Origin of the sequence: Ruminococcus sp. CAG:57 (assembly GCF_000435935.1) — a bacterium.
GTDB lineage: Bacteria > Bacillota > Clostridia > Oscillospirales > Ruminococcaceae > Hominimerdicola > Hominimerdicola aceti.
Map to the genome: position 1 here is coordinate 145,289 of NZ_FR890793.1, position 23,766 is coordinate 169,054.

Sequence of the window (23,766 nt, forward strand, 5' to 3'; positions counted from 1 at the left end):
TTCGCTTTGGGTGTGACGTTGCATTTCCGAACACAGGCGACCTCAGGTCGTCCCTACACACAAAATACAAAAAAAGAGGGCGAAAATGATCCGCCCTCTGCATTTTCATATTATCACAGCTTTATCTCTTCGCTGTTCTTTTCGTCCTTGCTGTTGTCATGCTCTATCCTGTCACGGTGAGTTTCAAGAGGAGCTGAATCCTTTACGCCCTCAGTGGCTTCTGGTATAAAGCAGGTCTTTACCGTCATAAAGAATATTCTAAGATCAAGCATAAGCGACTGATGCTCTATGTACATAAGGTCAAGCTTCAGCTTGTCATAAGGCGTAGTGTTATACTTTCCCATTACCTGCGCATAGCCCGTAAGTCCAGCCTTGACTTTCAGCCTGTATTTGAACTCAGGCATTGTTTTTTCATACTTCTGCGCGATCTCAGGCCGCTCAGGTCTAGGCCCTACAAACGACATATCGCCCTTTAGTATGTTTATAAGCTGCGGAAGCTCGTCTATCCTTACTTTTCTTATAAACTTTCCTATAGGAGTGATACGGCTGTCATTTTTCTTTGCAAGGGTCGCACCGCTTTTCTTTTCAGCGTCAACTATCATGCTTCTGAACTTGTATACCTTGAACACCCTGCCCCCTGTTGTGAGCCTTTTCTGAGAATAAAGCACAGGACCGCCATCATAAGCCTTTATTGCAATAGCCGTCACTAGCATAAACGGTGACGCCACCACCAGTGCGGCAGCCGACAGCACAATGTCAAGTATTCTCTTTATCGCACGCTGTTCCCAGCGCAAGCCGTCATTTCTCGCCAGCAAAAGGGGCGTATCGAAAAGGTGGAAATCCTCCGCACCCCTTACGATAATATCTGACAGCTTAGGGTTTATATAAGTCCTGATAGAATTTTCAAAAGTAAATTTCAAAAGCTTGTTTCTCAGGTCATTTGGGATATCCGAGATTATAACAGCCTCGTGTTTTAATATCTCACGCTCGATATCCTCAAGGCTCTCCTCACAGCTTATAGAAGCGCATATCCTGTATTTGTCATTTCTTACGCTCATTTTTGAAACAAGGTACTTAGCGTTCTTGTTTCCATAAACGATTATCATTCGCCGTGGAGGGTATACCGCCTGATATATCCAAGTGAAAACATAGCTCCACGCAAAGGCTATGGCCACCTGAATTACCGTCATAACAAGTATAGGCGCTACGTTGAGCCTGCCTCGTCCGATAAGAGAAACGAGTATAAATTCTATAAAATTCGCACCCAGCACACCCAGCACCTGCGAGCCGAAAAGCCCCGTGAATTTATCATATCCAAGACGGAAGCCGTTAAAGGTCTTTGCCATGGATATATAGAGCACCGCATAGATAGCCACCATAAGAATGTTACCATTATGCCAGAACGGGTCACGCATCGCCTTGTTGTAAAAGTTGTTCCAAACGGTGTCGAAGCACTTCATAAAGGCACAGATTATAACAAGTGCGCTGAGATAGTTAAGTATCTTTTTGAACTGATCTCTGTTATTCAACAAAAAACCGCCTTTCTCTGCTGTTTTTGTTATCTGCTCAATGAGTAAAGTATAGCATACTTTTCGCCAATAATCAAGCATTACACACAATTTTCACCGACTGCCACCTTTTTCAGCCTGATTTTTCAAGATAATACCTGTATCTCCATTCGATATAGTTATAAGCTATGATAGACCATAAAATAAAAATTATTGATTTACTAGGAATTTTGTGTTATAATATACTTTGCAGAAAAATAAAAAATATATTTTTATATAGATAACAGAAAAGAGGAAAATAAATGAAGACCTGCGAGCTTTTCAAGAAAAAGACAACATTATCCTTTGAGGTGTTCCCACCAAAGAGTTCAACGCCTGTTGAGAGCATATACAGCACAATATCACAGCTCCAGCCACTTAATCCTGATTTTATCAGCGTAACATACGGAGCAGGCGGAAGCACGAACAATGCGACTATCGACATATGCTCGGCTATAAAAAATCACCACAAGATAGAGTCAGTGGCACATCTTCCATGCCTTTATCAGACAAAGGAACGAGTATTAGAACAGCTTGAAGAGATGAAGTCTGCGAATATCGAGAACATACTTGCTTTGAGAGGTGACAGAAACCCTGATTTTGAGCCGGCAGGTGATTTTCACTACGCTTCCGACCTTGTATCTTTCATAAAAGAACACAGCGACATGAACGTAATAGGCGCATGCTATCCTGAATGTCACCCGGAGTGCGACAGCATAGTAGATGATATAAAGCACCTGAAGGATAAAGTAGACGCAGGCTGTTCACAGCTTATCACCCAGCTTTTCTTTGACAACAGCACATTTTACGATTTCAGAGAAAAAACAGCCATAGCAGGGATAAACGTGCCTATCGAAGCAGGAATAATGCCTGTGACCAACAAAAAGCAGATACTTAGAATGACAACTCTTTGTCATGCGACCCTGCCGAAGAAGTTTCTGAAGATAATGGACAAATACGAGAACGACCCAATAGCAATGAGAGATGCAGGCATAGCCTATGCGGTATCGCAGATAGTAGATCTCATCGCCAATGATGTAGACGGCATACACCTTTACACCATGAACAATCCATATATAGCGGAGAAGATATGTGAAGCGGTGAAGTCGCTTTTCTGATCTACACAAACGCAAGCAGGCGGAGAATTGATCTCCGCCTGCTTTTTTGTTTTCCGCACAGACCAACTGTAGGGGCGAACAGTGTTCGCCCGTTTCATTTTTTCACGATCCTACTGATTATTACATTGTATAAACACTGCACCCAAATGTAGGGGACGGCGCCCCCGACGTCCCGACATCGAAGCGTTAAGGTTTGATTTATCATAAAGCTGTGTAGGCAAACAAAAGCGGGTCAGAGCTTTACACTCCGACACCGCTTTATTATAGCTTATTATTCATATCTCAAAGCGTCGATAGGATTGAGCTTCGCCGCCTTTATGGACGGAATAAGTCCAAATACTATTCCAACTACCATTGAAAATACCACCGACACTACTATTGACGCCGAGGATATCGCCACAGGAACTTCCGCTACCTTCGCTATTACCTGCGAAAGCCCTATGCCCGTCAGCACACCGATTATTCCGCCTATGCTCGTAAGCACTGCCGCTTCTGTCAAAAACTGTGCAAGAATTCTCTTTTTCCTTGCTCCCAGTGCTTTTTTCAGTCCTATCTCTCTCGTTCTCTCTGTTACCGACACGAGCATAATGTTCATTACGCCTATACCGCCTACCAGCAGTGAGATGCTAGCTATCCATATAAGCATCTTATTAGTCGATGAACTCAGATCCTGCAATGACTTCGCCTGCTCCAGCAGGCTATCGCTCTTGTATTCCACAGAAGCGCTGGTTTCCTTGCTTTCGCCCTTTACAGCCGAAACGTTCTCGTTAAGAATATCCGCCGACTTTTTGCCCGCATTCGTCATCGAGTCCGTGTCCACAGCCTTTACGATACAGTTTTCTGGTTCGTCATAGCGGAAAACTATCCCCCAATCGTTTGTGGGGATAAAGACAAGTCCGCTTGATGTCTGATTGTATGTGTAGTAGTCCTCCACGGAGCTTATAACAGGCTCAAAGTTTGAATTTTTCACAGCCACGCCTATTACAGTGAACGGCTCGCCACTTATATCTATTACCTTTCCCACAGGGCTTTCACCCTGGAAAAGACCCTCTGCAAGCGTCTTGTCTACCACTGCCACCTTGTCAAATTTGGTAAAGTTTCTCTCCGCAAAGCCCTTTCCCTCAACTATCTCGTATCCAACAGTGTCAAAATAATCCTTGTCTACTCCGTATATAGTTGACGAATCCATTTTGTTGTTAAGATAAAACAGATTGTCAGGATTGTTTCTTGTGCGGTAAAAAGTGCTTGACTCCACCTCTTTAAGCTCGTTGATACGTTTTTTAGTGTCCGGTGTGAACATTGCCACATTAGACGGTGGCGCTTCATAAGAAAAGTCGCAAACAGTGTCGCCATTTGAAAGCTGGATCTTCACAGTGTTGTTTCCTGCGCCGATAAGATTGTTCTTTATCTGCTCATTTGTACCCTTGATAGTGGAAACTATAGCAATGATAGCCGCAATACCGATAATGATACCAAGCATAGTAAGAAACGAGCGTATCTTATGTGAAAGTATTCCCTTAAATGAAAGTCTGATATTTTCTATCATATTATCCGCCCCCTTTTAATACTCAGGATAAAGGACTTTGTCGGTCTCCTTTGTCCTTACGCCCTCTTTGACGTCCTTGCCGTATGGGAAGCATATCTTATCTTTCATAGAAAGTCCGCCCTTGACCTCGATATTAGTGCCATACATTATCTTGCCTGTTTTTATGTAGCTTTTCACAAGTCTGCCGTCCTTGTTGGCTTTCATTATATAGTAGTTTCCGTTTTCCTGCCTTACATAATGTATAGGCAGATAAACGCTGTCACTGGTCGTGGTGTCATTCACAAATGAAACGCCTACCCAGTCGCCCACGTTGAAATCCGTGCTGTCGCTGAGTTTAGCTTCTACAGTGTAGGTGGAGCTGTTAGGATTGTCACCCCAGTTGTTTGTCGAGTATGACGTAGGCTCGCTGCTTATCTTTGTTATCTCAGCGTCAATGCTCATTCCCGTGCTGTATGAGTTCACCATAACAGTGTTTCCCACAGCCGCTCTGTCAAGATTAAGCTCGCCCACACTAAAAGTAACGGAAACTCCGCCCTCGCCCTCGATTATTGCGAAAACGTCATCATCAGAGCTGTCACCACTGTAGTCCGTGCTGTCGTCTGTAATGTCCTTATCGTCTTTATCGTCACCATCGTCCGAATTATCACCCTCTGCGGCAGCGTCGCTTACAGTGCCTATCTTTTTAACGACTCCGTCGATAGTAGCCACTACCTTGCCGTCTGTCTTTTTCTTCAAAGCGTCATTGTAGTCAAGCTTTGCAGACTTAAGGTTAAGCTTTAAGCTCTTTATCTCGTCCTCTTTTTCTGATATCATTTTCTTTATCTCTGCACGGCTGTGCATATAGTCCTCAGAGCCTGAATTTGCACCGTCCGTCTGTGACGGGTCAGCAGGAGTGACATCTATGCCGGCGTCATTATCATCATAATCACCGTTATCAGGTATATCCGCATCACCGCCATTGTCGATATCATCAGTATCATCGCTGTCGCCAGCACTGTCATCACTGCGGTCTGAGCCTGCAGGCACAACGATAGAGAACTTGCCGAACTGCTCCACAGAAGTGTCAAGAGAAAGCGTACCGCTTTCCTTGTCCTCAGTTATCCCCTGCGAAACTGTCCAGTCTGCAAGAGCCTTTTTGCCAATTGTTTCATGGTTGACTATCCACTTGTATATAAAGTTTGAATTATCATCATAAACGCAAAGCTCCGCATAAGCCCCCGTTGTCTTTATCCTTTCAAGAAACGCTCTGGATACCTTTGTGTTCCTGTTGCAGTTTATAATGTAAGGATCGTCCTTTGTGCCTGCATTTTTCGTCTGGAAAACAGCCTTTACAACGTCCACAGTTTCCACAGGCTCAGGAGTTGGCTCAGGATCTGGAGTTGGCTCTGGGTCTGGTTCCGGCTCTGGTTCCGGCTCAGGCTCTGGATCGTCAGGCTCTTGCGGTGCGTCCTCAGAAGGCTTTAAAAGCTTGTATTTAGCAAGCTCCTTTTCAGCCATTTTGATGTTCTGCTCGCAGACCTTTACCTGATTTTCTTTCTGTGAAAGCTCCAGCTCCACCACCGTCATGTCATATTCAAGTATAGTGTCGCCCTTTTTCACAGTGTCGCCCTTTTTTACAAACACCTTTTTAACAAGCTTCTCGTTGTCAAGAGTAATTCTCTGAGCATTGGCAGAAACTATCTGCCCGTCCATGTTCACTGAGCTGTCCCACTCGTAACTATCCGCAGTTTCCGCCATAAGGTCAACAGGAACTACCGACACAACAGTTTTCTTGTCCTGATTTTTCTTATATTTCATTGCTCCCGCATATCCGCCTCCGCCAAGGATAGCTATGCACAGGAGTGTTATTATTACCTTTTTCATTCCTGCTCACCTGCCTTTTCTCCATGAAGCTCGCCATCACGGATATACATTATCCTCTTTGCACATCTTGCAATGTCAGGCTCGTGTGTTATCATAACGATAGTAACACCGTCGTCATTAAGCTCCTTGAAAAGCTCCATTACCTGATCGCCCGACTTTGTGTCAAGAGCGCCTGTGGGTTCGTCTGCAAGAAGAAGCTTTGGATTGTTGACTATCGCCCTTGCAATAGCCACCCTCTGCTTCTGACCGCCTGAAAGCTGAGTAGGCTTGAACATCATTCTCTGTGCAAGCCCCACCTTTTCAAGAGCCGCCTTTGCTCTCTGACGTCTTTCTCTTTTGCCTACCCCCGCATAAAGCAGCGGAAGCTCCACATTTTCAAGTGCTGATTGTCTAGGGAGCAGATTAAAGTTCTGAAACACAAAACCTATCTTCTTGTTTCTTATCTCCGAAAGCTTCCTATCCTTTGCCTGCATAATGTCACAGCCGTCAAAAACAAAGCTACCCTTTGTCTGCTTGTCAAGACAGCCTATAATGTTCATAAGCGTAGACTTTCCCGAGCCTGACGGACCCATTATCGCCACATATTCCCCCTCTGAAACCTCAAGGGAAATATCCTTAAGCACAGGCACAGCTTCCTTGCCCTGCAAATAATCCTTGTAGATATTTTTCAGTTCAAATACCATTGCAAGCCCTCCTTATTCAGCGAAAGCTGCGTCAGCATCAACAGCGTCGGCATTCTCACCGTCTGCATTTTCTGCATTTTCCTCTTCACCGTAAAGCTTGTTGAAGTATTCTTCTATCTCCTCGTCCGTCATGCTTGCGAGCATATCCTCGTCTATAGCCATGCCGTCCTCATCACTTCCGTCAAAAGCGATGTCCTCGTCACCGCCCTCGGTATCACCGTCACTGTTGTCGTTCGTGCCAAGGTCATTAGGTGGAACAGACACATCAGCCTCATTGGTGGTAGCCGTCATGCCCTCCTCGATAGACTTGTCAGGGTATGCAATATAATCGCCCTTTTCAAGACCTGACTTTATCTCGCAGTCACCGTTATCCTCGTCCTTCTGACCTATCTCAACATATCTCTTTTCTATCTTTCCGTCCTTGTCCTTAGCCCAAACGTAATTCTTCTTGCCGTCCTTGCAGATAAAGTCGGAATAGAGCCATATGCCCGTCTTGTTTATAGAAGTGTCCTGTCCGTTGTCTATCTCGATAAGAACGTGCTGACCGAGCATAAGTCCGTCAAAGCTCTCAGGCTTAACATAGAAAGCATAGTTTGAAGACTGGCTCATCTCATCGCTTGAACCGAAGCTGTATATATCATCACCAGAATTTTTCTGCGGACTTGTGTCAACAGAAGTTATCTCGCCCTTCCAAGTGGAATCATCAAGCCTTGACTTTACGATAACAGAAGCTCCCTGCATGATATCTTTGCTGTTCTGCTCGTTGAATCTGCCCTTTATTCTGTAGTCGCCCTCTTCTGTTATCTGCATTATAACGTCGCCGCCGTCCTGCTGAAGCTTGTCCACCGTCTTGACGTTCTTAACAGTTCCGTCGATAGAAGCGGTGACGTATGCGTTCTTTGTGGAAGCCTCCAGCTTTTTGATCTCAACGTTTTTAGCCTTTATATCATATTCGTTCTTAGCATTGTCGCTCTGCAAAGAAAGGATCTGGGTCGTATATGACACAGCAGCGTCCTGATCGGCGTTTTTCTTTTCCTTTTCAAGCTCAGCTATCTGGCTCTTATTTGAAGCTATCTCGTTCTGGAGCCTCTCCACCTCGAGCTTAGCCTGCTCAAGCTGAAGATTTATAGCCTCAACGTCATATGTAAGAAGCTTGTCACCCTTTTTAACAGAGTCACCGTTCTTAACAAGTATCTCGGCCACCGTCTTTGAGCTGTCATACTTTACGTCCACAGACTCCTGTGCCTCAACAACGCCCAAGAACGAGCGATTAGAAAGCTTGAAGTCCGACGCAGTGTTAAGTGACGATACCTTCTGCACATATACCTTCTGTGAGCTTTTTGAGCCTCCCTTGCCGGTCTTTTTCCATACGAAAAAGCCTCCCACACACACTGTGCAGACGATAACAAGCACTATTATAACAGTGCATATCCTTTTTTTCGTGGTCATTGCAATACCTCCGTTTGTGATTTTTTTCCAAAACAGCATAAAAAGATCCGCCTGACAGCAGCCAGACGGATAATACAGCCCCACCTTCCCCATAAGGGTATAGCATGAGCGTATTATTCTTTGTTATCTTGCTGTCCTGTTGTCTTTTGTTCTTATCTGTTTTTATGTATACATTATACCATAAAAAGAATACAAGTCAATAAATAAAGACGTTGTTTTAAGAAACTCATAAGAATTCCCCTCATCTATAAAGACGTGCAATAACAAATAAAGTTGCAAACAAAAAAAAATCTCTCGTACTATCCCGCAGAGGCCCCCGATGTTTTTTAACACTCTCGGTGCAAACAGCATTCACCAAAACATATCGTAACAAATCACCCCAACAAAAAAGGGCAGCCCACGCCGCCCTAATATGTATTATTTTTTCTTAGCCATAAGCCCTATCATTATAAGCACTACCACCGCACCGCCACCGATACAGCCGAAAAGTACCCAGTCCGTCTCCGTGTTCTCTGTGGCGTTCTTCTGCTCCTTGATGACCCCCTGCTCCGCCATAGCCTCCGCCGCAGAGCTTTCCGTCACAATGGAGCTGTCCTCCGTCTGAGGGCTGTCCGCATACACCGCCCACGGTATTATCATCATAAGCGACATCACAGTCGCCCCAAGCCCCGACAAAAGCTTTATCGTCCTCATATAAAAAGACCTCCTCCGATACGCCATTTATCAACAGCAAAGCTTTATCACAGAGCTGCTTAAAGTTTTCCTCATTCAATTATACACATTTTCCAATAAAATTACAAGCAGAATTTTGTACAAATCATACATTAGTTTACACAACAATATACACAACACCTCACGAATTACAAATAAATCGCTGTAAATTTTGATTTATCAGTTTATTAATTGTGTATTGTCACAAAAATATATAGCAAAATTCATCAAAAATAGCATTGAAAATCTTGTTCATATGTGATATAATAACGAATAGCAACATACTGTTCACACTTTACTTGTAAGGAGGTCTTTATTTTGGAAGAACGTATGCAAATTATACAGGCAGCAGGCAACAGCAAGATACAGATAGGCGTTATACCGGGTCACTATGCAACTAACCACTCGCATATCAATTATTATGTAGATATAACATCTCTTAAAACTGGTTATAAAATGGCAAAGGAAGCCGCAAAGGCATTGGCAGCCACCTATGTTTCAACACATATCGACACTATCATATGCCTTGAAGGAACAGAGATCATCGGTGCCTTTCTCGCTGAAAGCCTTGGCGAAAGCGGCATAAACAGCGGTGCAGACGTAAATGTAGTAACACCTGAGCTGAACGCTGTAAATCAGATGATATTCAGAGATAACACTCAGAAGAAGATATGGGGCAAGCAGGTGCTTCTGCTTATCGCTTCCGTTTCAACTGGAAAGAGCATAAACAGAGCAATGGACTGTCTGAAATACTATAACGGCAACCTTGTAGGAATAGCTTCCATATTCTCCGCTATCAAAGAGAACAACGGCACTGCTATCCACGCCCTTTTCACAGAAAAGGATCTGCCTGATTACATGACATATACATCATCAGAATGTCCAATGTGCAAATCAGGACAGAAGGTCGACGCTTTGGTAAACAGCTTCGGCTATTCAAAGATATAGCTTGTAACTTCATTCTCCATAAAATAACGTTAAAGGGACGGAAAATCAAATTTCCGTCCCTTTTTCTTTTGCAAAAATGTCAAATCAACGGGCGAACACTGTTCGCCCCTACATACAAACAGCGTATTTACGTCGTTTGTAGAAAATTGAGGCATCACGCTTGTTTGAGCCTTTTTTTCTTTTGCAAATAATGTGTAGGGGCGACCTGAGGTCGCCCGCTTTGTTTCACCGCTATGACGTCTACTTTAACCAAACAAATGTGAAAACTTCTTTTTAAGTCCAGCCTTGTCAAAAGCAAGTCCAAGCACTATATAAAGTATCGAGCTTGCAAGCACCTGTATGCAGTAAGCAGGAGTCTGACCGAAAGCCGAGATTATTGCGCTCTTTGAGAAACCGCCTGCCATAAAAATTCCCTCATAAAGACTGTAGCATACCACGCATATAACAAGTGCAGGGATAATTCCAAGCAGATTTCTCACGCAGATTATCTTCTCTGTCTTTCTTGAAAAGCAAAGAGCAGTTATCGCCTTTATAACGATAGTTCCCGGAAGCCATACCACAAATCCCGAAAGTCCGTCTGCAAGACCTGCTCCTATAGCGCCTGCCGCCATTGCATAAGGTGTAGGAAGCATTGAAGCCGCAAGATAAATAAGTCCGTCACCTGCGTGTGTGTAGCCTGCACCCGTAGGAATGTGCAGCCATGCCGTAAGAACATATATCATTGCCGCAAAAAGACCTGTCACGCATATAAGCTGAATATGCTTTGTTGAATTTTTTACCTGAGCTGTTGTACTCATTATTATCACTCCAATTTAATTTCTATCCTTATTTTATACCGCCAGACTATAATTTGCAAATGCCTCAGTTTCGCACTTTTTCCACCGTAGATTGTATCTTTTGCACAATCCAAAAGTCCTATCCCAACATCACATTTGTGCATCAAAGCAATACAATATCCCACAATAATTTTACAATAACATGACAAAATCAATTATGCACAAAACCAAGCTGTCATATAGGCTTTCTTTTGTGCTATAGGTAGAAGATAAAAAGGCGTAAAAAAAGAGCGGTCATAGTCAAGACCACTCCACTTTGCAAAACATAAATCATCAAATTGTAGGGGACGGCGCCCCCGACGTCCCGATACTTCTTTTCCCTTAAATGTTACCGAGAAATCACAAGCCCTAATACCTAGATAACGTAATCATCTATCCTTGCATTTTCCTGATTTACAAGGTCCTGCAAGGTAATGCCGTCAACAACACCATTTATAGCACCGTAAAGCTTTTTCCATACCGTCAGCGTTGCACAGCAGTCCTGACGTGGACAGGTATTTTCTTCCCCCTCCAGACAAGCCACAGGAGCAAGACTTCCCTCTGTGAGCCGAAGTATCATTCCCACAGTGTATTCCGCAGGCGTTTTTGCCAGCTTGTATCCGCCCCCTGCACCACGAACGCTCTTTACAAAGCCCGCTCTTGCAAGAATGGATATTATCTGTTCAAGATACTTGTCGCTGATGTCTTGTCTTTCAGCGATCACTTTGATAGGCACATATCCGCTCTGCTCATGTAAAGCAAGGTCAAGCATAAGCCTCAGTGCATATCTTCCCTTTGTGGATATTTTCATCAGCGTCAGATCCTTTCATAAATCCTATAGAAAATCTATGATTAATTATATATCATATTTGTAAAAATGTCAAGCAAAAACCACCGCAAAGGGCGTATTTACAAAAAACTTCTTTTTACCCTCTTTATTTTTCTCAAAAAGTAGTGTATAATACAATTAAGTATACAAGTTCACAGTAAAGAAAATAAAGGGAGGTCAAAAGCTATGAAAAACAAGCTTAAAGTAAATATTTATAACCGTACATACAATCTGCTTTCCGAAGAGTCGCAGGAGTATACCAATAAACTTGCGTTGGTGATAAATTCAAAGATAAAAGGCATGATGAAAGCTATCCCGAGCCTTTCCGTTCAGGACGCCGCAGTGCTGACAGCACTTGATTGTCTTGACGAGCTTAGCAAGGCAAATCAGAATATCGAAAATATCCGCACCCAGATAAAGGACTATGTTGACGACGCAGGCAGAGCAAGAAGCCAGGCTGACGAAGCTCAGAAAGAAATAAGAGAGCTTCAGGCAAAAGTCCATGACCTTGAAGAACAGCTCGAAGCACGCACAGTTGTAAAAAGAGAGCCTGAGGACGAAGTTATAAACGCAAACGAGCTTCTTTCGCAGGAGATAAAGAACGCTATCGAAAGACCTGTCCACCCTAATCAGCCTAACAACGGCAATTTTGTCGGCACAGTGAATTACAGACCCGAGGGAGGAAGCCATTAATGGCTCACAAAGCTGAGATACTTGCCCCCTGCGGTTCTTTTGAAACTCTCGAAGCCGCCCTTAGAAGCGGCTGTGACGCAGTTTATCTCGGGGGAGAGAAATTCTCCGCCAGACAAAATGCCGCCAATTTCACAGATGAACAGCTAAAAGAAGCCGTAAGGCTCTGTCACCTGCGAGGTGTAAAGGTCTATCAGGCGATAAACACTGTTGTCTTTGACGAACAGCTCGAAGAGTGCAAAAAAGCCGTCAAATTTGCCGCAGAAATTGGCGTTGACGGACTTATCACCCAAGACCTGGCCCTTGTGAAAATATGCCGTGAATGTTGCCCCGACCTTGAATATCACGCCTCCACCCAAATGACCATTCACAGCGAAAGCGGTGTGAAAATGGCTAAAAAGCTCGGCTTTTCAAGAGCCGTCCTGTCAAGAGAGCTTCCCGAGCATACCATAAAAGACCTCACCGCCCTTGGCATCGAAACAGAGGTCTTTGTACACGGCGCACTTTGTATGTCCGTGTCAGGTCAGTGCTATATGAGTGCGTTGATAGGTTCGAGAAGTGCCAACAGGGGACTTTGTGCACAAGCGTGCAGACTTCCCGCGCAAGGGGATAAGATAACAAAGGGGCAGGAGCGTTACGCCCTCTCTCTGAAAGATATGTCCTATGTTGATAAGCTCCAAAGACTCGAAAAGGACGGAGTTTCCTCTCTTAAAATAGAGGGCAGAATGAAGCGCCCCGAATATGTTGCGGCGGCAGTGAACTGCTGTAAAAATTCTCTCGAAAACAAGCCTTATGACCTGAAAGTCCTTGAAGCTGTCTTTTCCCGCGGTGGCTTTACAGACGGATATTACAATGGCAGATTAGGCAGAGAAATGTTTGGCACAAGGCAGAAAGAGGACGTTTCCGCCACCGCCAAAATTCTTCCCGAACTTCATGAGCTTTACCGCAGATGTGAAAAGCGCACAAAAGCCTTTTTCACCATAAAGCTTCAGGAAAGTTCTCCGGCGGAGCTTTCTCTCCGTGACAGCGAGGGAAACACCGTGACCGTTTACGGCGATATACCACAAAAAGCCTTGAAAAAGGCATGCGACAGCGACTATGTAAAAAAACAGCTCTCCAAGCTTGGGGACACCATATACGAGTTCGGAGGACTTGAAGCCGCCATAGGCAAAGACCTTGCCTATCCAGCTTCCGCACTTAATGACCTAAGACGGCAGGCGGTAGAAAAGCTTGACCAGAAGCGTATAGACTTTTTCACCCATACCGCCGATTTTACCGACAAAGCACTTGCCGATCTTCCTACCCTGCCAAAAGCCTATGAACACAAAAAGATCCGCATAATGCTCTCAAAGCTCTCTCAGCTTGAGGGTGTTGACCTTGACAAAGCAGAGCTTGTGGGCGTGCCAATAGAGATAGCGTCAGAAGCGGTAAAGATCGTGTCCGACAAAAGCAAGCTTATGATAATAATGCCACGCTTCACATTCGACGAGAAAGCCCTATGTGAAAAGCTTTCAGCCGCAAAAGAAGCAGGCATAACAAAAATGCTCGCCATGAATATCGGCCACTGCCTTATTGCGAATGACCTTGGCTTTGAGCTTCACGCAGGCTATTCATTCAATCTCTGCAACTCAGCCGCATTGGACGAGGTAAAAAAACTTGGTGCAAAAGACTGCACAGTGTCCTTTGAGCTTAAAGCGTCGCAGATAGAAAAGTTAAAGAAGCCCATCGAGATAGGCTTTGTGGCATACGGCAGACTTCCCCTTATGCTCACAGCAAACTGTCCTATAAGAAACGATATGGGCTGTAAAAACTGCAAGGGCAAGCTTTTTGACCGCACAGGCAGAGAGTTTCCGGTGAGATGTCCAAAGGGCAGAGATTGCGCAGAGATACTAAATTCCGATATTTTGTATCTTGCAGACAAGCTGACGGATTTTGACAATGCCGACTATATGGAGCTTCACTTCTATGAGGAGAACGCCCACAGGATAAACGAAATAATAAAAGCCTACAGTGGCGAAAGGGGTGCAAAGCCCGAAAACGCCACCAACGGCCTATACTACAGAGGAGTTTTATAAAATGAGATTACTTATAAAAAAGCTTAAGGAAAATGCAGTTATCCCTGCAAGACAAACAGAATTTAGCGCAGGCTATGACCTTTGTGCCTGCACAGACGCACCCGTAACCATAAAAGCAGGTCAGACCGAGAAAATACACACAGGCATATCAGCCGAGGTTCAGGGTGAGAAAAACTGCGTTCTTCTTATCTATGCAAGAAGCTCACTGGCATCAAAGTTCGGCATTGCCCCTGCAAACTGCGTTGGCGTTGTTGATTGGGACTACAGAGGCGAGATAATCTGCGCTCTCCACAACAGTTCAGACAAGGACTACACCATAAACAGTGGCGACAGGATCGCACAGCTTGTGATAACCCCTGTTTTCACTCCCGAAGTAGAGGAAGTAACAGAGCTTTCCGATACAGAACGTGGTGCAGGCGGCTTTGGCTCAACAGGCAAATAAGAATGGTGAAAACTGCATATGAAAATTTACAACGTTAAAATAAAGACCATGGACAGCGACAGACGTGTTATTGAAAACGGCTGGGTGGAGATAACAGACGGCATTATTTCCGCTGTAGAAAGCGGCTCTCCCGAAGCTGTCACAGCCGAGGACATAGACGGCAACGGCAGAACAGTTTACCCTGGTTTTATCGACATTCACACACATCTTGGACTATCCACAAGCGGCGTAGGCATGGAGGGCGAAGATTTCAACGAGGAATCTGAACCATGCACAGCACATATCCGCATTGTTGACGGCATAAACCCCATCGACTATTCCTTTGAGCTTGCAAGAAAAGCAGGTGTAACATGCTGTCTTGTATCCCCAGGCTCAGCAAACCCTGTCGCAGGCAGTATTGCAGCAGTAAAAACCTATGGCAAGCGAATAGATAAAATGCTTGTAGGCACAGTTGGAATGAAATTCTCAATGGGTGAAAACCCTAAACTCACCTATTCTGACAAAGAGGACGCCCCCTACACCCGAATGGCAGTGGCAGGCATAATAAGAGAAGCACTTATAAAGGCGCAGAAATACGGTGAAGCGGTCGAGCGTGCAATGGGAAGCGAGGAGGATATGCCGGAGTTTGACATGAAGTCGGAGGCTCTGCTCCCTGTTCTCAGAGGCGAAGTCAAGGCGCATTTTCACTGTCACAGGGCGGACGATATTTTCACCGCCATAAGGATAGCGAAAGAATTTGAGCTTGACTATGTGCTTATACACTGCACTGACGGTCATATCATAGCTGACGAGCTTGCAGAGGAAGATGCAAGCTGTGTGATAGGTCCTGTAATATGCGACAGGTGCAAGCCTGAAATGGCAAATCTTACCCCGGCAAACGCAGGCATACTTTCTTCTCACGGCATAAAGGTAGCTATCTGCACCGACCACGCAGAAGTGCCGATAGAATATCTGCCATTGTCAGCGGCTATTGCAGTAAAAAACGGTCTTGACTATGAAAAAGGTCTTGAGGCTATCACCTGCACAGCGGCAGAGATAGCAGGCATATCCGACCGGGTAGGCTCTGTAAAGACAGGGCTTGACGCAGACCTCACCCTATTCAGCGGCGACCCCCTTGATGTAATGGTATCACCTGACATGGTGATATGCGGTGGAAAAATAATTTGATATGATACCAATGCGGAACGGTTTTCGTTTCGCATTTTTTATTTGCGTTATCCGCAATTTGTCATTTTTAACCATATAGGGGCTGGCGCCCTCGACAGCCCACACCTGTTTGCCTGTCCATTCTTGCGGTAACCATACAAAGTTCGGCACGTTGTTTCAAAATGCCATATGGCACATATACACAATATTGCGAAACATAACCACTAAAAATTATTGCACAAACCCCAATAACCCCACAAATGGCGGTAGGGGCGAACAGCGTTCGCCCACCTTTATTCACCTACATGGTTTGTACAAATTCAACCCTCGCAACTCCTCGAAACGGGACGTCGTATTTCTGCAAAGCAGAAATTGCGCTGCTCCCCTCGGCAAACCTCGTCCGTTAGCTTCACCTTACCCAAACCTACAGCACACAAACCACAAACCAGTACACATAAGGTACCAGCGTCATAACAATATCATAAACTGCAAGAATTTTTCCCGACAGAGCATGACCATTCGCCGTACCCTTTTTCCAAACCAACAAACTGTACAGCACGCTCACCGCAATATGTATCAAACCACAAGCAAAAATTATCCAATGAAAAACACCGTACTGAAACTTCCCCTCACTGCCTGTCAGCTCAAAGCTAATGATTATCACCCAGCCCAAAAGGTCATTTCCCAGACCACTGATAACATGAGCCGCTATAGCCAAAAATTTCTTCATAAGCATACCCCCTATGCCAAAAGCATCTATTTTTTATTTTCTGATAACTAACATTTTATCATCACCCTGCACAAAATTTGCCCCACAAATTCGTGCAAACAAATGATTTATATTTTAATTTGGCAACATTTCTGCAATTGTTGCATTTTTTATGCAACAAAAGTGGTGATTTTCGGGATAAGTAGAAAGCGTTTTGATACTTGCGGGCACGTACAAGCCCTGCGACTTAGTGAAACCGAGGTGCGTTTCTGGAACAGGCTGTAGAGTACTTGTGTCAAAGCGTGGGTGTGCATTGCGGTATTTTGTGTATACGCAACCTAGGGCTTAATACCCAATGTCGCACCCCGAACGCAACTTGAAAATTGAATATAAATACAGCTAAAACACGAAACCTATGGCAACAAATCTGTAGGGGCGAACAGCGTTCGCCCGTCGAAGAAACAAGTCCACGATTACAACCATTGTAGGACAGAACAAAAAACTATCCTATCACGCTTGTAGGGGCTGGCGCCCCCGACGTCCCGCCCCTCCGACATTTCGTCTGCAATCTCATTTGTGTTATCCACATAATGTTTTCTACATGAGCTCTTGATAATTCAAACCTCGCTCCTTCGAGCGGGCTGTCGAGGGCGCCAGCCCCTACAAGCGTGATAGGATAGTTTTTTGTTCTGTCCTACAATGGTTGTAATCGTGGACTTGTTTCTTCGACGGGCGAACGCTGTTCGCCCCTACAGATTTGTTACCGTAATTTTGACCGATATATATATATTCAATTTTCAAGCACTTTCATCTGATATCCTATTTCTATCTGCTTTTGATACTACAATCTGCACCTTGTCGGCTTGCGCCGAATGAGGCTCTGCCTCATACTCCGCTAGGGGCTTGCTCCCCTACAGGTATTCGGGCAAGTTTCTGCCGCCGCAAAATCGCTCCGCTCTTTGCGGATATACGTTTTGCTTTGGGATAGAATAGCGGTGCAGATTGTGTTACTCCGATATTTCTTTTGTCTGATAGCTTATTTCTATATGCTTTTAATACTACAATCTGCACCTAGTCGGCTATCGCCGAATGAGGCTCTGCCTCATACTCCGCTAGGGGCTTTGCCCCTAGACCCCACAAGCCCTCCAGCGCCGAGCTTGAGCGTGCGCTTTATCTATCGCTTCGCTCGGTGCTTGGGGGCAGCTTTGCTCATTCCTCATTCCTAATTCCTCATTCCTAATTCCTAACTCCTCACTTGATCGTTTCTTTTACTTAAAATGCACAAAAATGCTTGAAAAATATCAAAAAATTTGCTATAATATTATTGATTATATCCGTATGCTTCAACAGCACCGAAAGGGAGTGACTTTTTTGCCGAAATTTGAAAGCGGTATGGAAAATATGGCGGATATGTTCGTCTTTGAAACAGGCGACCTTCTGGAAAAGTTGGACGAGATCCTTATGCGCACCGAGCAGGAAGACTCTATCTCCTCCGATGATATCAACGAGATATTCCGTACCATGCACACTATTAAAGGCTCTGCCGCCATGATGAGTATGCACAATATGTCTACCCTTGCCCACTCAGTTGAGGATCTCTTCTACATTATCCGTGAAGACCCTACTGTGAAATATGACAAGCCTGCTCTCTATGAGCTTCTTTTCTCGGCTTCTGATAATCTTAAATCTGAGCTTGATTCACTCTATGACGACGCTCCGCTCACCGATTTTTCAGAGCTTGAAAATAAGATACACGCCTTTGCTGCCACCATGAAAGGTCAGCCTGCAGGCGATAGTCCCGATATCTCATCAGCCGATACCGCCACCTATGAGGGGCTTTTCCCTGATGATGAAAAAGAGGGCGTTCTCACCTATAAGGTCACATATTCCGAAAGCTGTGCAATGCCTGATATGCGTGCATTGGTGCTTTTGCGTGCCTTAGGTAAAATGTGCGAGGTAATAAAAACTTTCCCTGAGGATCTTGACGCCGACAATGCAGGGGACGAGATATCCAAAAAGGGACTTTACATAAAGCTTATCACCGATGACCCGAATGGCGTTCTTGACCTTATGAAAAACGCCGTGAACGTTGACAAAGCTGAGCAGGTGAAAAAGCCTGAGCAACCTGCTAACGCAGCCAAAAAACCTCAGCCTGCCCAAAAGTCTGCTCCAGAAAAGTCAGCCCCAAAGCCTGCTCAGCCTGCAAATGCAGTCCCCAAAAAGCATGCCGAAAAGCATGAGCAGTCCATGATATCCGTCAAGCTCGATAAGCTCAACAGACTTCTTGATCTTGTGGCTGAGATCGTTATAACCGAAGGTTCTGTTATCTCCTCTCCCGACCTGAAAAAAGCCGAGATAAACCTTGACCGCTTCAATAAATCCTCCCGTGAGCTGAAAAAGCTTACCGATGAGCTTCAGGACGTTGTAATGTCCATACGAATGGTTCCTGTTTCCACAGCATTTCAGAAGATGAACCGTGTTGTCAGGGATATGAACCAAAAGCTTAAAAAGAACGTTACTCTTGTGTTTGAAGGGCAGGAAACGGAAGTGGATAAATCTATCGTAGATATCCTCAATGACCCCCTTATGCACATTGTGAGAAACGCAGTTGACCACGGCATAGAAGACCCCGAAGTCCGTGCAAAAGCAGGCAAGACCGAGCCTGCCACAGTTACTCTAAGCGCAGGCTATGACTCCAACGAAGTGGTCATCTCCTGCCGTGACAACGGCGCAGGAATGGATACCGCAAAGCTTATGGCGAAAGCCAAGAAAAATGGTATGCTCACGAAGCCTGAGAATGAATATACCGACAAAGAGATATTCAATTTTGTTGTGGCCGCAGGCTTTTCCACCAATGATAAAATAACCGAATATTCAGGCAGAGGCGTGGGAATGGACGTTGTAAAGAAAAACCTTGAGAAAGTCGGCGGAAAGCTCTATGTTGACTCCAAGTTTGGCGAAGGCTCTGTCTTTACTATAAGGATACCACTTTCTCTGTCTATCCTTGACGTTTTAAGCGTTGACGTAGGGGGCGAGAATTTCTCTCTGCCTGTTTCCGCAGTTTCCGAAGCTTTCTCCTGCAAAGCCGAAAGCTTTATCACCGACCCCGAGGGCAACGAGTTTATAATGCTCCGTGAAAAATGTCTGCCTCTTATCAGAATGAGCGACCATTTTGATATACCAAATGCCGAAAAGGACGTAACAAAGGGCATAATGCTCTGTTGTAAAGACGGTGGCAAGGAAGCCGTCCTCATGGCAGACAGGATAACAGTTGACCAGCAGGTGGTAGTAAAACCGTTCTCACCTCTCCTTGACGCCTATCCCCTCAAGGAATCAGGCATGGCAGGCTGTTCGGTCCTCGGTGACGGCAGTATAACCATAATACTGGATATGAAAGAATTTCTCGGCAATTATGACTTCCGAAAGGGTGAACAAAGATGTCAGAACAGGATATAAACGAATTTTGTCAGAAGGGCGGAAAAATACTCTCCTTTGTTTCTGATGAAAAATATTACGCCTTTGAGGTAAAAGATGTCACCGATATAATAGGGCTTCTCCCCGTCACAAGACTCCCGAAAACACCAAAGTTCATAAAAGGCGTTATAAATCTGCGAGGAAAAGCCGTTCCCGTGATAGATCTCCGCCTGCGCCTTGGACTGCCCGAAGGGGAGTATGACAACAGAAGCAGTACCATAGTGATAGAAGTCGGCTCAAATCAGGCTGGCATAATATGCGATAAGGTCTTGGACGTTGAGGATATCCTCCCCCAGCAGACCGCCGTGTCGCCCGTAAAAAACAGCCTTGTAAAATGCTTTATAAACGCAAACAACAAAAACATATCCCTGCTTGACCCTGATATTCTGGTCAGAACAAACAGGTAAAACATAATAACAAGGAGGAAGAGGAATGCTGTCACGTCTTGAGATCTCTCAGTCAGACTTTGACGAGCTTACTGCATTCATAAAAGAAAAATACGGCCTTGACCTTGCAAGGAAAAAGTCTATCGTTGAAAGCAGGCTGAGCAACTATGTATTGGACTGCGGCTTCAACAGCTTTTCAGAATATCTCAGCGCCGTCTACAGCGATGAAACAGGCAGAGAAACTGCCAACCTTATAAACCGCCTTACTACCAACCATACATATTTCATGCGTGAAACGGACCATTTCCAACACTTCATGGAGAAATTTCTCCCCTATGCCGAAAAAAACGTCCTCGATCATGATATGCGTATATGGAGTGCAGGCTGCTCATTCGGCAACGAGCCATATAATCTTGCCATGTGTATGGACGATTATTTCGGCTTTGACCGCCGTTTCTGGGACTTGAAAATACTTGCCACGGATATCTCCCTTAACGCACTGCGTTCTGCCAAAAACGGCATTTATACCAGTATGTCCATAAAGAATATCCCCGAAGATTGGCGTAAAAAGTATTTTCACCCATATTCAAACACAAAGGATCTCTGGCAGGTCAGCGATACAATAAGGCAGAATGTTGAGTTTCGCTACCACAATCTTATGGATGATTTCACTTTCAAAAAGAAATTCGACCTTATCGTCTGCCGTAACGTCATGATATATTTTGACGACGATACAAAAGCCGAGATATGCAGAAAATTCTATGACGCAATGGAGGAGGGCGGCTATTTCTATATCGGTCACGCAGAATCAGTGCCGAAGTATATGCCTTTTGTAAAAGTTGCCCCTGCAATATACCGCAAGCTGGGAGGGGATAAAAAATGACGCCTCTCTTTCTTGTGATAACTGAAAACAAAGCCTTTGCACAGCTTTGCAGAAAAGCCCTTACAAACGCAGGCTTTCAAAGCTCAAAGCTTGCCTCAGCCTGCCTTAGCAACGGCAGAAAAAGCGTCACTGCCCTTTCTCCCGACTATGTTCTTCTCGACGGTGATTGCCAAGACAATATGGACGACTACATCATAAGCCTTGCCCCACGATATTCTGTGCCTATAATCTATCTTACCATTCAGCATAACAATAAATATCCCATGATGCAGGCAGGTGCCATAGACGTCGTATATAAACCTGACGGCACTCCGTCTGATAACGAGCGTTTTCAGAAACGCTTTGCCGAAAGCATACAGCGCCTTGAAAAAGCAAGAGCTAATTCTGTTGTGCATATACCTGCCATAAATACCTCCAGAATAATAGCCATAGGCGGTTCAACAGGCTCAACGGAAGCCCTGAAAGCTATCCTTAAAGACCTCCGCCACGACCTGCCTCCTATAGTGGCAGTCCTGCATATGCCTGCAGGCTATACAAGGATATATGCCGAACAGCTATGCACTGAGACTGGTCACAACGTTGTGGAAGCCAAAAGCGGTCTGTATCTCAGCCAAGGCATGGTGGTAATAGCGCAGGGCGGTCAGCACCTTAGATTGTTCAAGGATAAAAAAGGCTATTTTGTCACCTCTGAAGCAGGTGTAAAGGTTTCAGGTCACTGTCCGTCAGTTGACGTGCTTTTTGACTCTGTGGCATACAGCGCAAAGCGTAACGCTATAGGCGTTATCCTCACCGGCATGGGCTGTGACGGTGCAAAGGGTATGCTCAACATGAAGAAAATGGGAGCATATAATATCGGACAGGACGCAGAAAGTTCCATAGTCTATGGTATGCCCAAAGCCGCATATGAAAACGGCTCAGTGTCAAAGCAGTGTCCCCTTGACAAGATAGCACAGGAGATACATTATCGCATCGACAGCGGCTTATGATAAAATATAACAAGGAGGGATAGCTGTGGAAAACAGCAGATATCTCATTTTCACCTCAGCAGGGCGAAGCTTTTCACTGCCCTTTGAGGATATAAAAATAATCATAGCGGCGCAGACCCCAACTCCCGTGCCTGATTTTCCCGACTATGTGCCGGGAACAGTGGTGAACGAGGGCGAGGTAGTGCCTGTCATAGACCTGCGCAGACGTTTCCACTATGAGCCAAAAGAGATCTCCGACAGAGATTGCATAATAATCACAATGGGCGAAGAAGTTTCCGTAGGGCTTTTGTGCGACAACGTAGCAGGCTTCACGGATATTCCCGAGGATAAGCTGTGTAAAGCCCCAAACGTCAACGAAGAAGCCTGCGCAGATTTTCTAAAAGGAGAATTTCTTCTGGAGGGCAAGCCATGCTATGTCCTTGACAGCGAAAAAGTAATAAAGCTCAGCGACCGTGAAAAGGTAGCAAATACAGAGCGAAAGGATAAATAAAAATGAGAGAGATAAACGTTTCAGAAGTAGAAGAACTTGTAAGAGAGCTGTGCATAAAAGCCAATCTGTATCTTCCTGAGGATATGGAAAGCTGTATAGAGTGCAACGCCAGGAAAGAGCAGTCCCCGGTGGGAAAGAACGTCTTTGCTGATATCCTTGACAATATGAGAGTAGCAAGAGAAGAAACTATCCCTATCTGTCAGGACACAGGCATGGCAGTTATCTTCATGACCATAGGACAGGACGTGCATTTTGTAGGCGGTTCGCTGAATGAAGCCATAAACAAAGGCGTAGCAAGAGGCTATACAGAGGGCAGACTGCGTTGTTCCATAGTATCCGACCCATTGGAAAGAGTAAACACAGGGGATAATACACCGCCTGTTGTGCATCTTAAAATAGCAGAGGGCGAAAAGGTAGAAATAATGGTGGCACCAAAGGGCTTTGGCAGCGAAAATATGTCACAGCTTAAAATGATGACCCCGTCAGTTACCGAGGACGAGATAGTGGATTGGGTAGTGTCAGTGTGTGCAAAAGCAGGTTCTAACCCATGTCCGCCAATAGTCATAGGCGTAGGCATAGGCGGCGACTTTGAAAAGTGCGCATACCTTGCAAAGAAAGCACTGTGCAGAAGCGTGTCGGAAAGAAATCCAAAGGAACGTTATGCAAAGCTTGAAGCGAAAATGCTGGAGAAGATAAACCTCCTTGGCATAGGACCACAAGGCTTTGGCGGCACACAGACCTGCCTTGCAGTAAATATAGAAGAAGCACCGACCCACATTGCAGGTCTGCCGGTGTCAGTGAATGTAGGCTGTCATGTGACAAGACACGCAAGCGGAGAGATATAAGGGCATAATGTGGGAGCGAACGGTGTTCACCCGCATTTTCCACAGCACGCACATCTTATTATTCATCAAACAAGCTCCTACATCTTATTCGGGCAAGTTCTTCCGCCGCAAAATCGCTTCGCTCGGTGTTG

At 45.0% G+C, this 23,766-nt stretch carries 21 protein-coding genes; 12 read left to right on the top strand and 9 right to left on the bottom strand.

What is annotated here, in order from left to right; genetic code table 11:
- Positions 1–113: 113 nt before the first annotated feature.
- On the bottom strand, positions 114–1,529 hold the full coding sequence (locus QVO88_RS11980) for a sugar transferase (RefSeq protein ID WP_022288685.1): 1,416 nt from the start codon (positions 1,527–1,529) through the stop codon (positions 114–116).
- A 281-nt stretch (positions 1,530–1,810) separates the two neighbouring features.
- Here QVO88_RS11980 and metF point away from each other — a divergent pair, with 281 nt between their 5' ends.
- Complete coding sequence (gene metF / locus QVO88_RS11985) at positions 1,811–2,665, top strand: methylenetetrahydrofolate reductase [NAD(P)H] (RefSeq protein WP_022288686.1); 855 nt, start codon at positions 1,811–1,813, stop codon at positions 2,663–2,665.
- A gap of 271 nt (positions 2,666–2,936) precedes the next feature.
- On the opposite strand, the gene QVO88_RS11990 is transcribed toward metF, so the two are convergent.
- The 5 genes from QVO88_RS11990 to QVO88_RS12010 form a co-directional block, all read right to left on the bottom strand.
- Positions 2,937–4,211 (bottom strand): ABC transporter permease, encoded by a 1,275-nt coding sequence (locus tag QVO88_RS11990; RefSeq protein WP_022288688.1) that lies wholly within the window; start codon positions 4,209–4,211, stop codon positions 2,937–2,939.
- A 15-nt stretch (positions 4,212–4,226) separates the two neighbouring features.
- Entirely contained in the window at positions 4,227–6,074 is a 1,848-nt protein-coding gene (locus QVO88_RS11995) for a biotin/lipoyl-binding protein (protein WP_022288689.1), read from the bottom strand.
- Positions 6,071–6,757: an ABC transporter ATP-binding protein gene (locus QVO88_RS12000; protein WP_022288690.1), complete on the bottom strand. Its 687-nt coding sequence runs from the start codon at positions 6,755–6,757 to the stop codon at positions 6,071–6,073. Before QVO88_RS12000 ends, QVO88_RS11995 begins: the two co-directional genes overlap by 4 nt.
- 12 nt (positions 6,758–6,769) lie before the next feature.
- Complete coding sequence (locus tag QVO88_RS12005; RefSeq protein WP_022288691.1) at positions 6,770–8,206, bottom strand: efflux RND transporter periplasmic adaptor subunit; 1,437 nt, start codon at positions 8,204–8,206, stop codon at positions 6,770–6,772.
- Between the two features lie 417 nt (positions 8,207–8,623).
- Positions 8,624–8,899 (bottom strand): hypothetical protein, encoded by a 276-nt coding sequence (locus QVO88_RS12010; RefSeq protein ID WP_022288692.1) that lies wholly within the window; start codon positions 8,897–8,899, stop codon positions 8,624–8,626.
- Positions 8,900–9,235: 336 nt separating this feature from the next.
- Between QVO88_RS12010 and QVO88_RS12015 the strand changes: the two genes are divergently transcribed.
- Positions 9,236–9,865, top strand: coding sequence for a phosphoribosyltransferase (locus tag QVO88_RS12015; protein ID WP_022288693.1), 630 nt, complete (start codon positions 9,236–9,238; stop codon positions 9,863–9,865).
- 245 nt (positions 9,866–10,110) lie between these two features.
- On the opposite strand, the gene QVO88_RS12020 is transcribed toward QVO88_RS12015, so the two are convergent.
- Both QVO88_RS12020 and QVO88_RS12025 read right to left on the bottom strand, forming a co-directional pair.
- The gene (locus QVO88_RS12020) at positions 10,111–10,662 is read right to left on the bottom strand and encodes a TIGR04002 family protein (protein WP_022288694.1); all 552 of its coding nucleotides are present in this window, start codon (positions 10,660–10,662) and stop codon (positions 10,111–10,113) included.
- Between the two features lie 394 nt (positions 10,663–11,056).
- Positions 11,057–11,491 (bottom strand): Rrf2 family transcriptional regulator, encoded by a 435-nt coding sequence (locus QVO88_RS12025; RefSeq protein ID WP_022288695.1) that lies wholly within the window; start codon positions 11,489–11,491, stop codon positions 11,057–11,059.
- A gap of 204 nt (positions 11,492–11,695) precedes the next feature.
- Between QVO88_RS12025 and zapA the strand changes: the two genes are divergently transcribed.
- The 4 genes from zapA to QVO88_RS12045 are packed head-to-tail and all read left to right on the top strand — an operon-like array spanning position 11,696 to position 15,883.
- A complete protein-coding gene (gene zapA, locus QVO88_RS12030; protein WP_022288696.1) occupies positions 11,696–12,202 on the top strand; it encodes a cell division protein ZapA in 507 nt (168 codons plus the stop codon).
- Positions 12,202–14,274 carry a U32 family peptidase gene (locus QVO88_RS12035; protein ID WP_022288697.1) on the top strand — a complete coding sequence of 691 codons (2,073 nt, stop codon included), beginning with the start codon at positions 12,202–12,204 and terminating at the stop codon, positions 14,272–14,274. The genes zapA and QVO88_RS12035 overlap by 1 nt, the downstream gene beginning before the upstream one ends.
- A 1-nt stretch (position 14,275) precedes the next feature.
- A complete protein-coding gene (gene dut / locus QVO88_RS12040) occupies positions 14,276–14,716 on the top strand; it encodes a dUTP diphosphatase (protein WP_022288698.1) in 441 nt (146 codons plus the stop codon).
- Between the two features lie 18 nt (positions 14,717–14,734).
- A complete protein-coding gene (locus QVO88_RS12045; protein ID WP_022288699.1) occupies positions 14,735–15,883 on the top strand; it encodes an amidohydrolase in 1,149 nt (382 codons plus the stop codon).
- A gap of 403 nt (positions 15,884–16,286) precedes the next feature.
- Here the strand turns inward: QVO88_RS12045 and QVO88_RS12050 are convergent, their stop codons facing one another.
- Positions 16,287–16,592, bottom strand: a complete 306-nt coding sequence (locus QVO88_RS12050) for a hypothetical protein (RefSeq protein WP_022288700.1) — start codon at positions 16,590–16,592, stop codon at positions 16,287–16,289.
- A 1,350-nt stretch (positions 16,593–17,942) separates the two neighbouring features.
- On the opposite strand from QVO88_RS12050, the gene QVO88_RS12055 reads away from it, so the two are divergent.
- From QVO88_RS12055 to QVO88_RS12080, 6 genes are read left to right on the top strand one after another with little or no spacing between them, the layout of a single operon-like run.
- On the top strand, positions 17,943–20,027 hold the full coding sequence (locus QVO88_RS12055; RefSeq protein ID WP_022288701.1) for a chemotaxis protein CheA: 2,085 nt from the start codon (positions 17,943–17,945) through the stop codon (positions 20,025–20,027).
- Positions 20,009–20,452 (top strand): chemotaxis protein CheW, encoded by a 444-nt coding sequence (locus tag QVO88_RS12060; protein WP_022288702.1) that lies wholly within the window; start codon positions 20,009–20,011, stop codon positions 20,450–20,452. Before QVO88_RS12055 ends, QVO88_RS12060 begins: the two co-directional genes overlap by 19 nt.
- 25 nt (positions 20,453–20,477) lie before the next feature.
- Positions 20,478–21,314 (top strand): protein-glutamate O-methyltransferase CheR, encoded by an 837-nt coding sequence (locus tag QVO88_RS12065; protein WP_022288703.1) that lies wholly within the window; start codon positions 20,478–20,480, stop codon positions 21,312–21,314.
- A complete protein-coding gene (locus QVO88_RS12070; protein WP_022288704.1) occupies positions 21,311–22,300 on the top strand; it encodes a CheB methylesterase domain-containing protein in 990 nt (329 codons plus the stop codon). Before QVO88_RS12065 ends, QVO88_RS12070 begins: the two co-directional genes overlap by 4 nt.
- Before the next feature lie 25 nt (positions 22,301–22,325).
- Positions 22,326–22,790 carry a chemotaxis protein CheW gene (locus QVO88_RS12075; RefSeq protein ID WP_022288705.1) on the top strand — a complete coding sequence of 155 codons (465 nt, stop codon included), beginning with the start codon at positions 22,326–22,328 and terminating at the stop codon, positions 22,788–22,790.
- Between the two features lie 2 nt (positions 22,791–22,792).
- Positions 22,793–23,635 (top strand): fumarate hydratase, encoded by an 843-nt coding sequence (locus tag QVO88_RS12080; protein ID WP_022288706.1) that lies wholly within the window; start codon positions 22,793–22,795, stop codon positions 23,633–23,635.
- Positions 23,636–23,766: the final 131 nt, after the last annotated feature.

Excerpts from the sequence above, each read along its gene's own strand:
- metF (WP_022288686.1), top strand. The coding sequence starts at position 1,811 with ATGAAGACCTGCGAGCTTTTCAAGAAAAAGACAACATTATCCTTTGAG.
- QVO88_RS11990 (WP_022288688.1), bottom strand. The coding sequence starts at position 4,211 with ATGATAGAAAATATCAGACTTTCATTTAAGGGAATACTTTCACATAAG.
- QVO88_RS11995 (WP_022288689.1), bottom strand. The coding sequence starts at position 6,074 with ATGAAAAAGGTAATAATAACACTCCTGTGCATAGCTATCCTTGGCGGA.
- QVO88_RS12000 (WP_022288690.1), bottom strand. The coding sequence starts at position 6,757 with ATGGTATTTGAACTGAAAAATATCTACAAGGATTATTTGCAGGGCAAG.
- QVO88_RS12005 (WP_022288691.1), bottom strand. The coding sequence starts at position 8,206 with ATGACCACGAAAAAAAGGATATGCACTGTTATAATAGTGCTTGTTATC.
- QVO88_RS12010 (WP_022288692.1), bottom strand. The coding sequence starts at position 8,899 with ATGAGGACGATAAAGCTTTTGTCGGGGCTTGGGGCGACTGTGATGTCG.
- QVO88_RS12020 (WP_022288694.1), bottom strand. The coding sequence starts at position 10,662 with ATGAGTACAACAGCTCAGGTAAAAAATTCAACAAAGCATATTCAGCTT.
- QVO88_RS12025 (WP_022288695.1), bottom strand. The coding sequence starts at position 11,491 with ATGAAAATATCCACAAAGGGAAGATATGCACTGAGGCTTATGCTTGAC.
- zapA (WP_022288696.1), top strand. The coding sequence starts at position 11,696 with ATGAAAAACAAGCTTAAAGTAAATATTTATAACCGTACATACAATCTG.
- QVO88_RS12035 (WP_022288697.1), top strand. The coding sequence starts at position 12,202 with ATGGCTCACAAAGCTGAGATACTTGCCCCCTGCGGTTCTTTTGAAACT.
- dut (WP_022288698.1), top strand. The coding sequence starts at position 14,276 with ATGAGATTACTTATAAAAAAGCTTAAGGAAAATGCAGTTATCCCTGCA.
- QVO88_RS12045 (WP_022288699.1), top strand. The coding sequence starts at position 14,735 with ATGAAAATTTACAACGTTAAAATAAAGACCATGGACAGCGACAGACGT.
- QVO88_RS12050 (WP_022288700.1), bottom strand. The coding sequence starts at position 16,592 with ATGAAGAAATTTTTGGCTATAGCGGCTCATGTTATCAGTGGTCTGGGA.
- QVO88_RS12060 (WP_022288702.1), top strand. The coding sequence starts at position 20,009 with ATGTCAGAACAGGATATAAACGAATTTTGTCAGAAGGGCGGAAAAATA.
- QVO88_RS12065 (WP_022288703.1), top strand. The coding sequence starts at position 20,478 with ATGCTGTCACGTCTTGAGATCTCTCAGTCAGACTTTGACGAGCTTACT.
- QVO88_RS12070 (WP_022288704.1), top strand. The coding sequence starts at position 21,311 with ATGACGCCTCTCTTTCTTGTGATAACTGAAAACAAAGCCTTTGCACAG.
- QVO88_RS12080 (WP_022288706.1), top strand. The coding sequence starts at position 22,793 with ATGAGAGAGATAAACGTTTCAGAAGTAGAAGAACTTGTAAGAGAGCTG.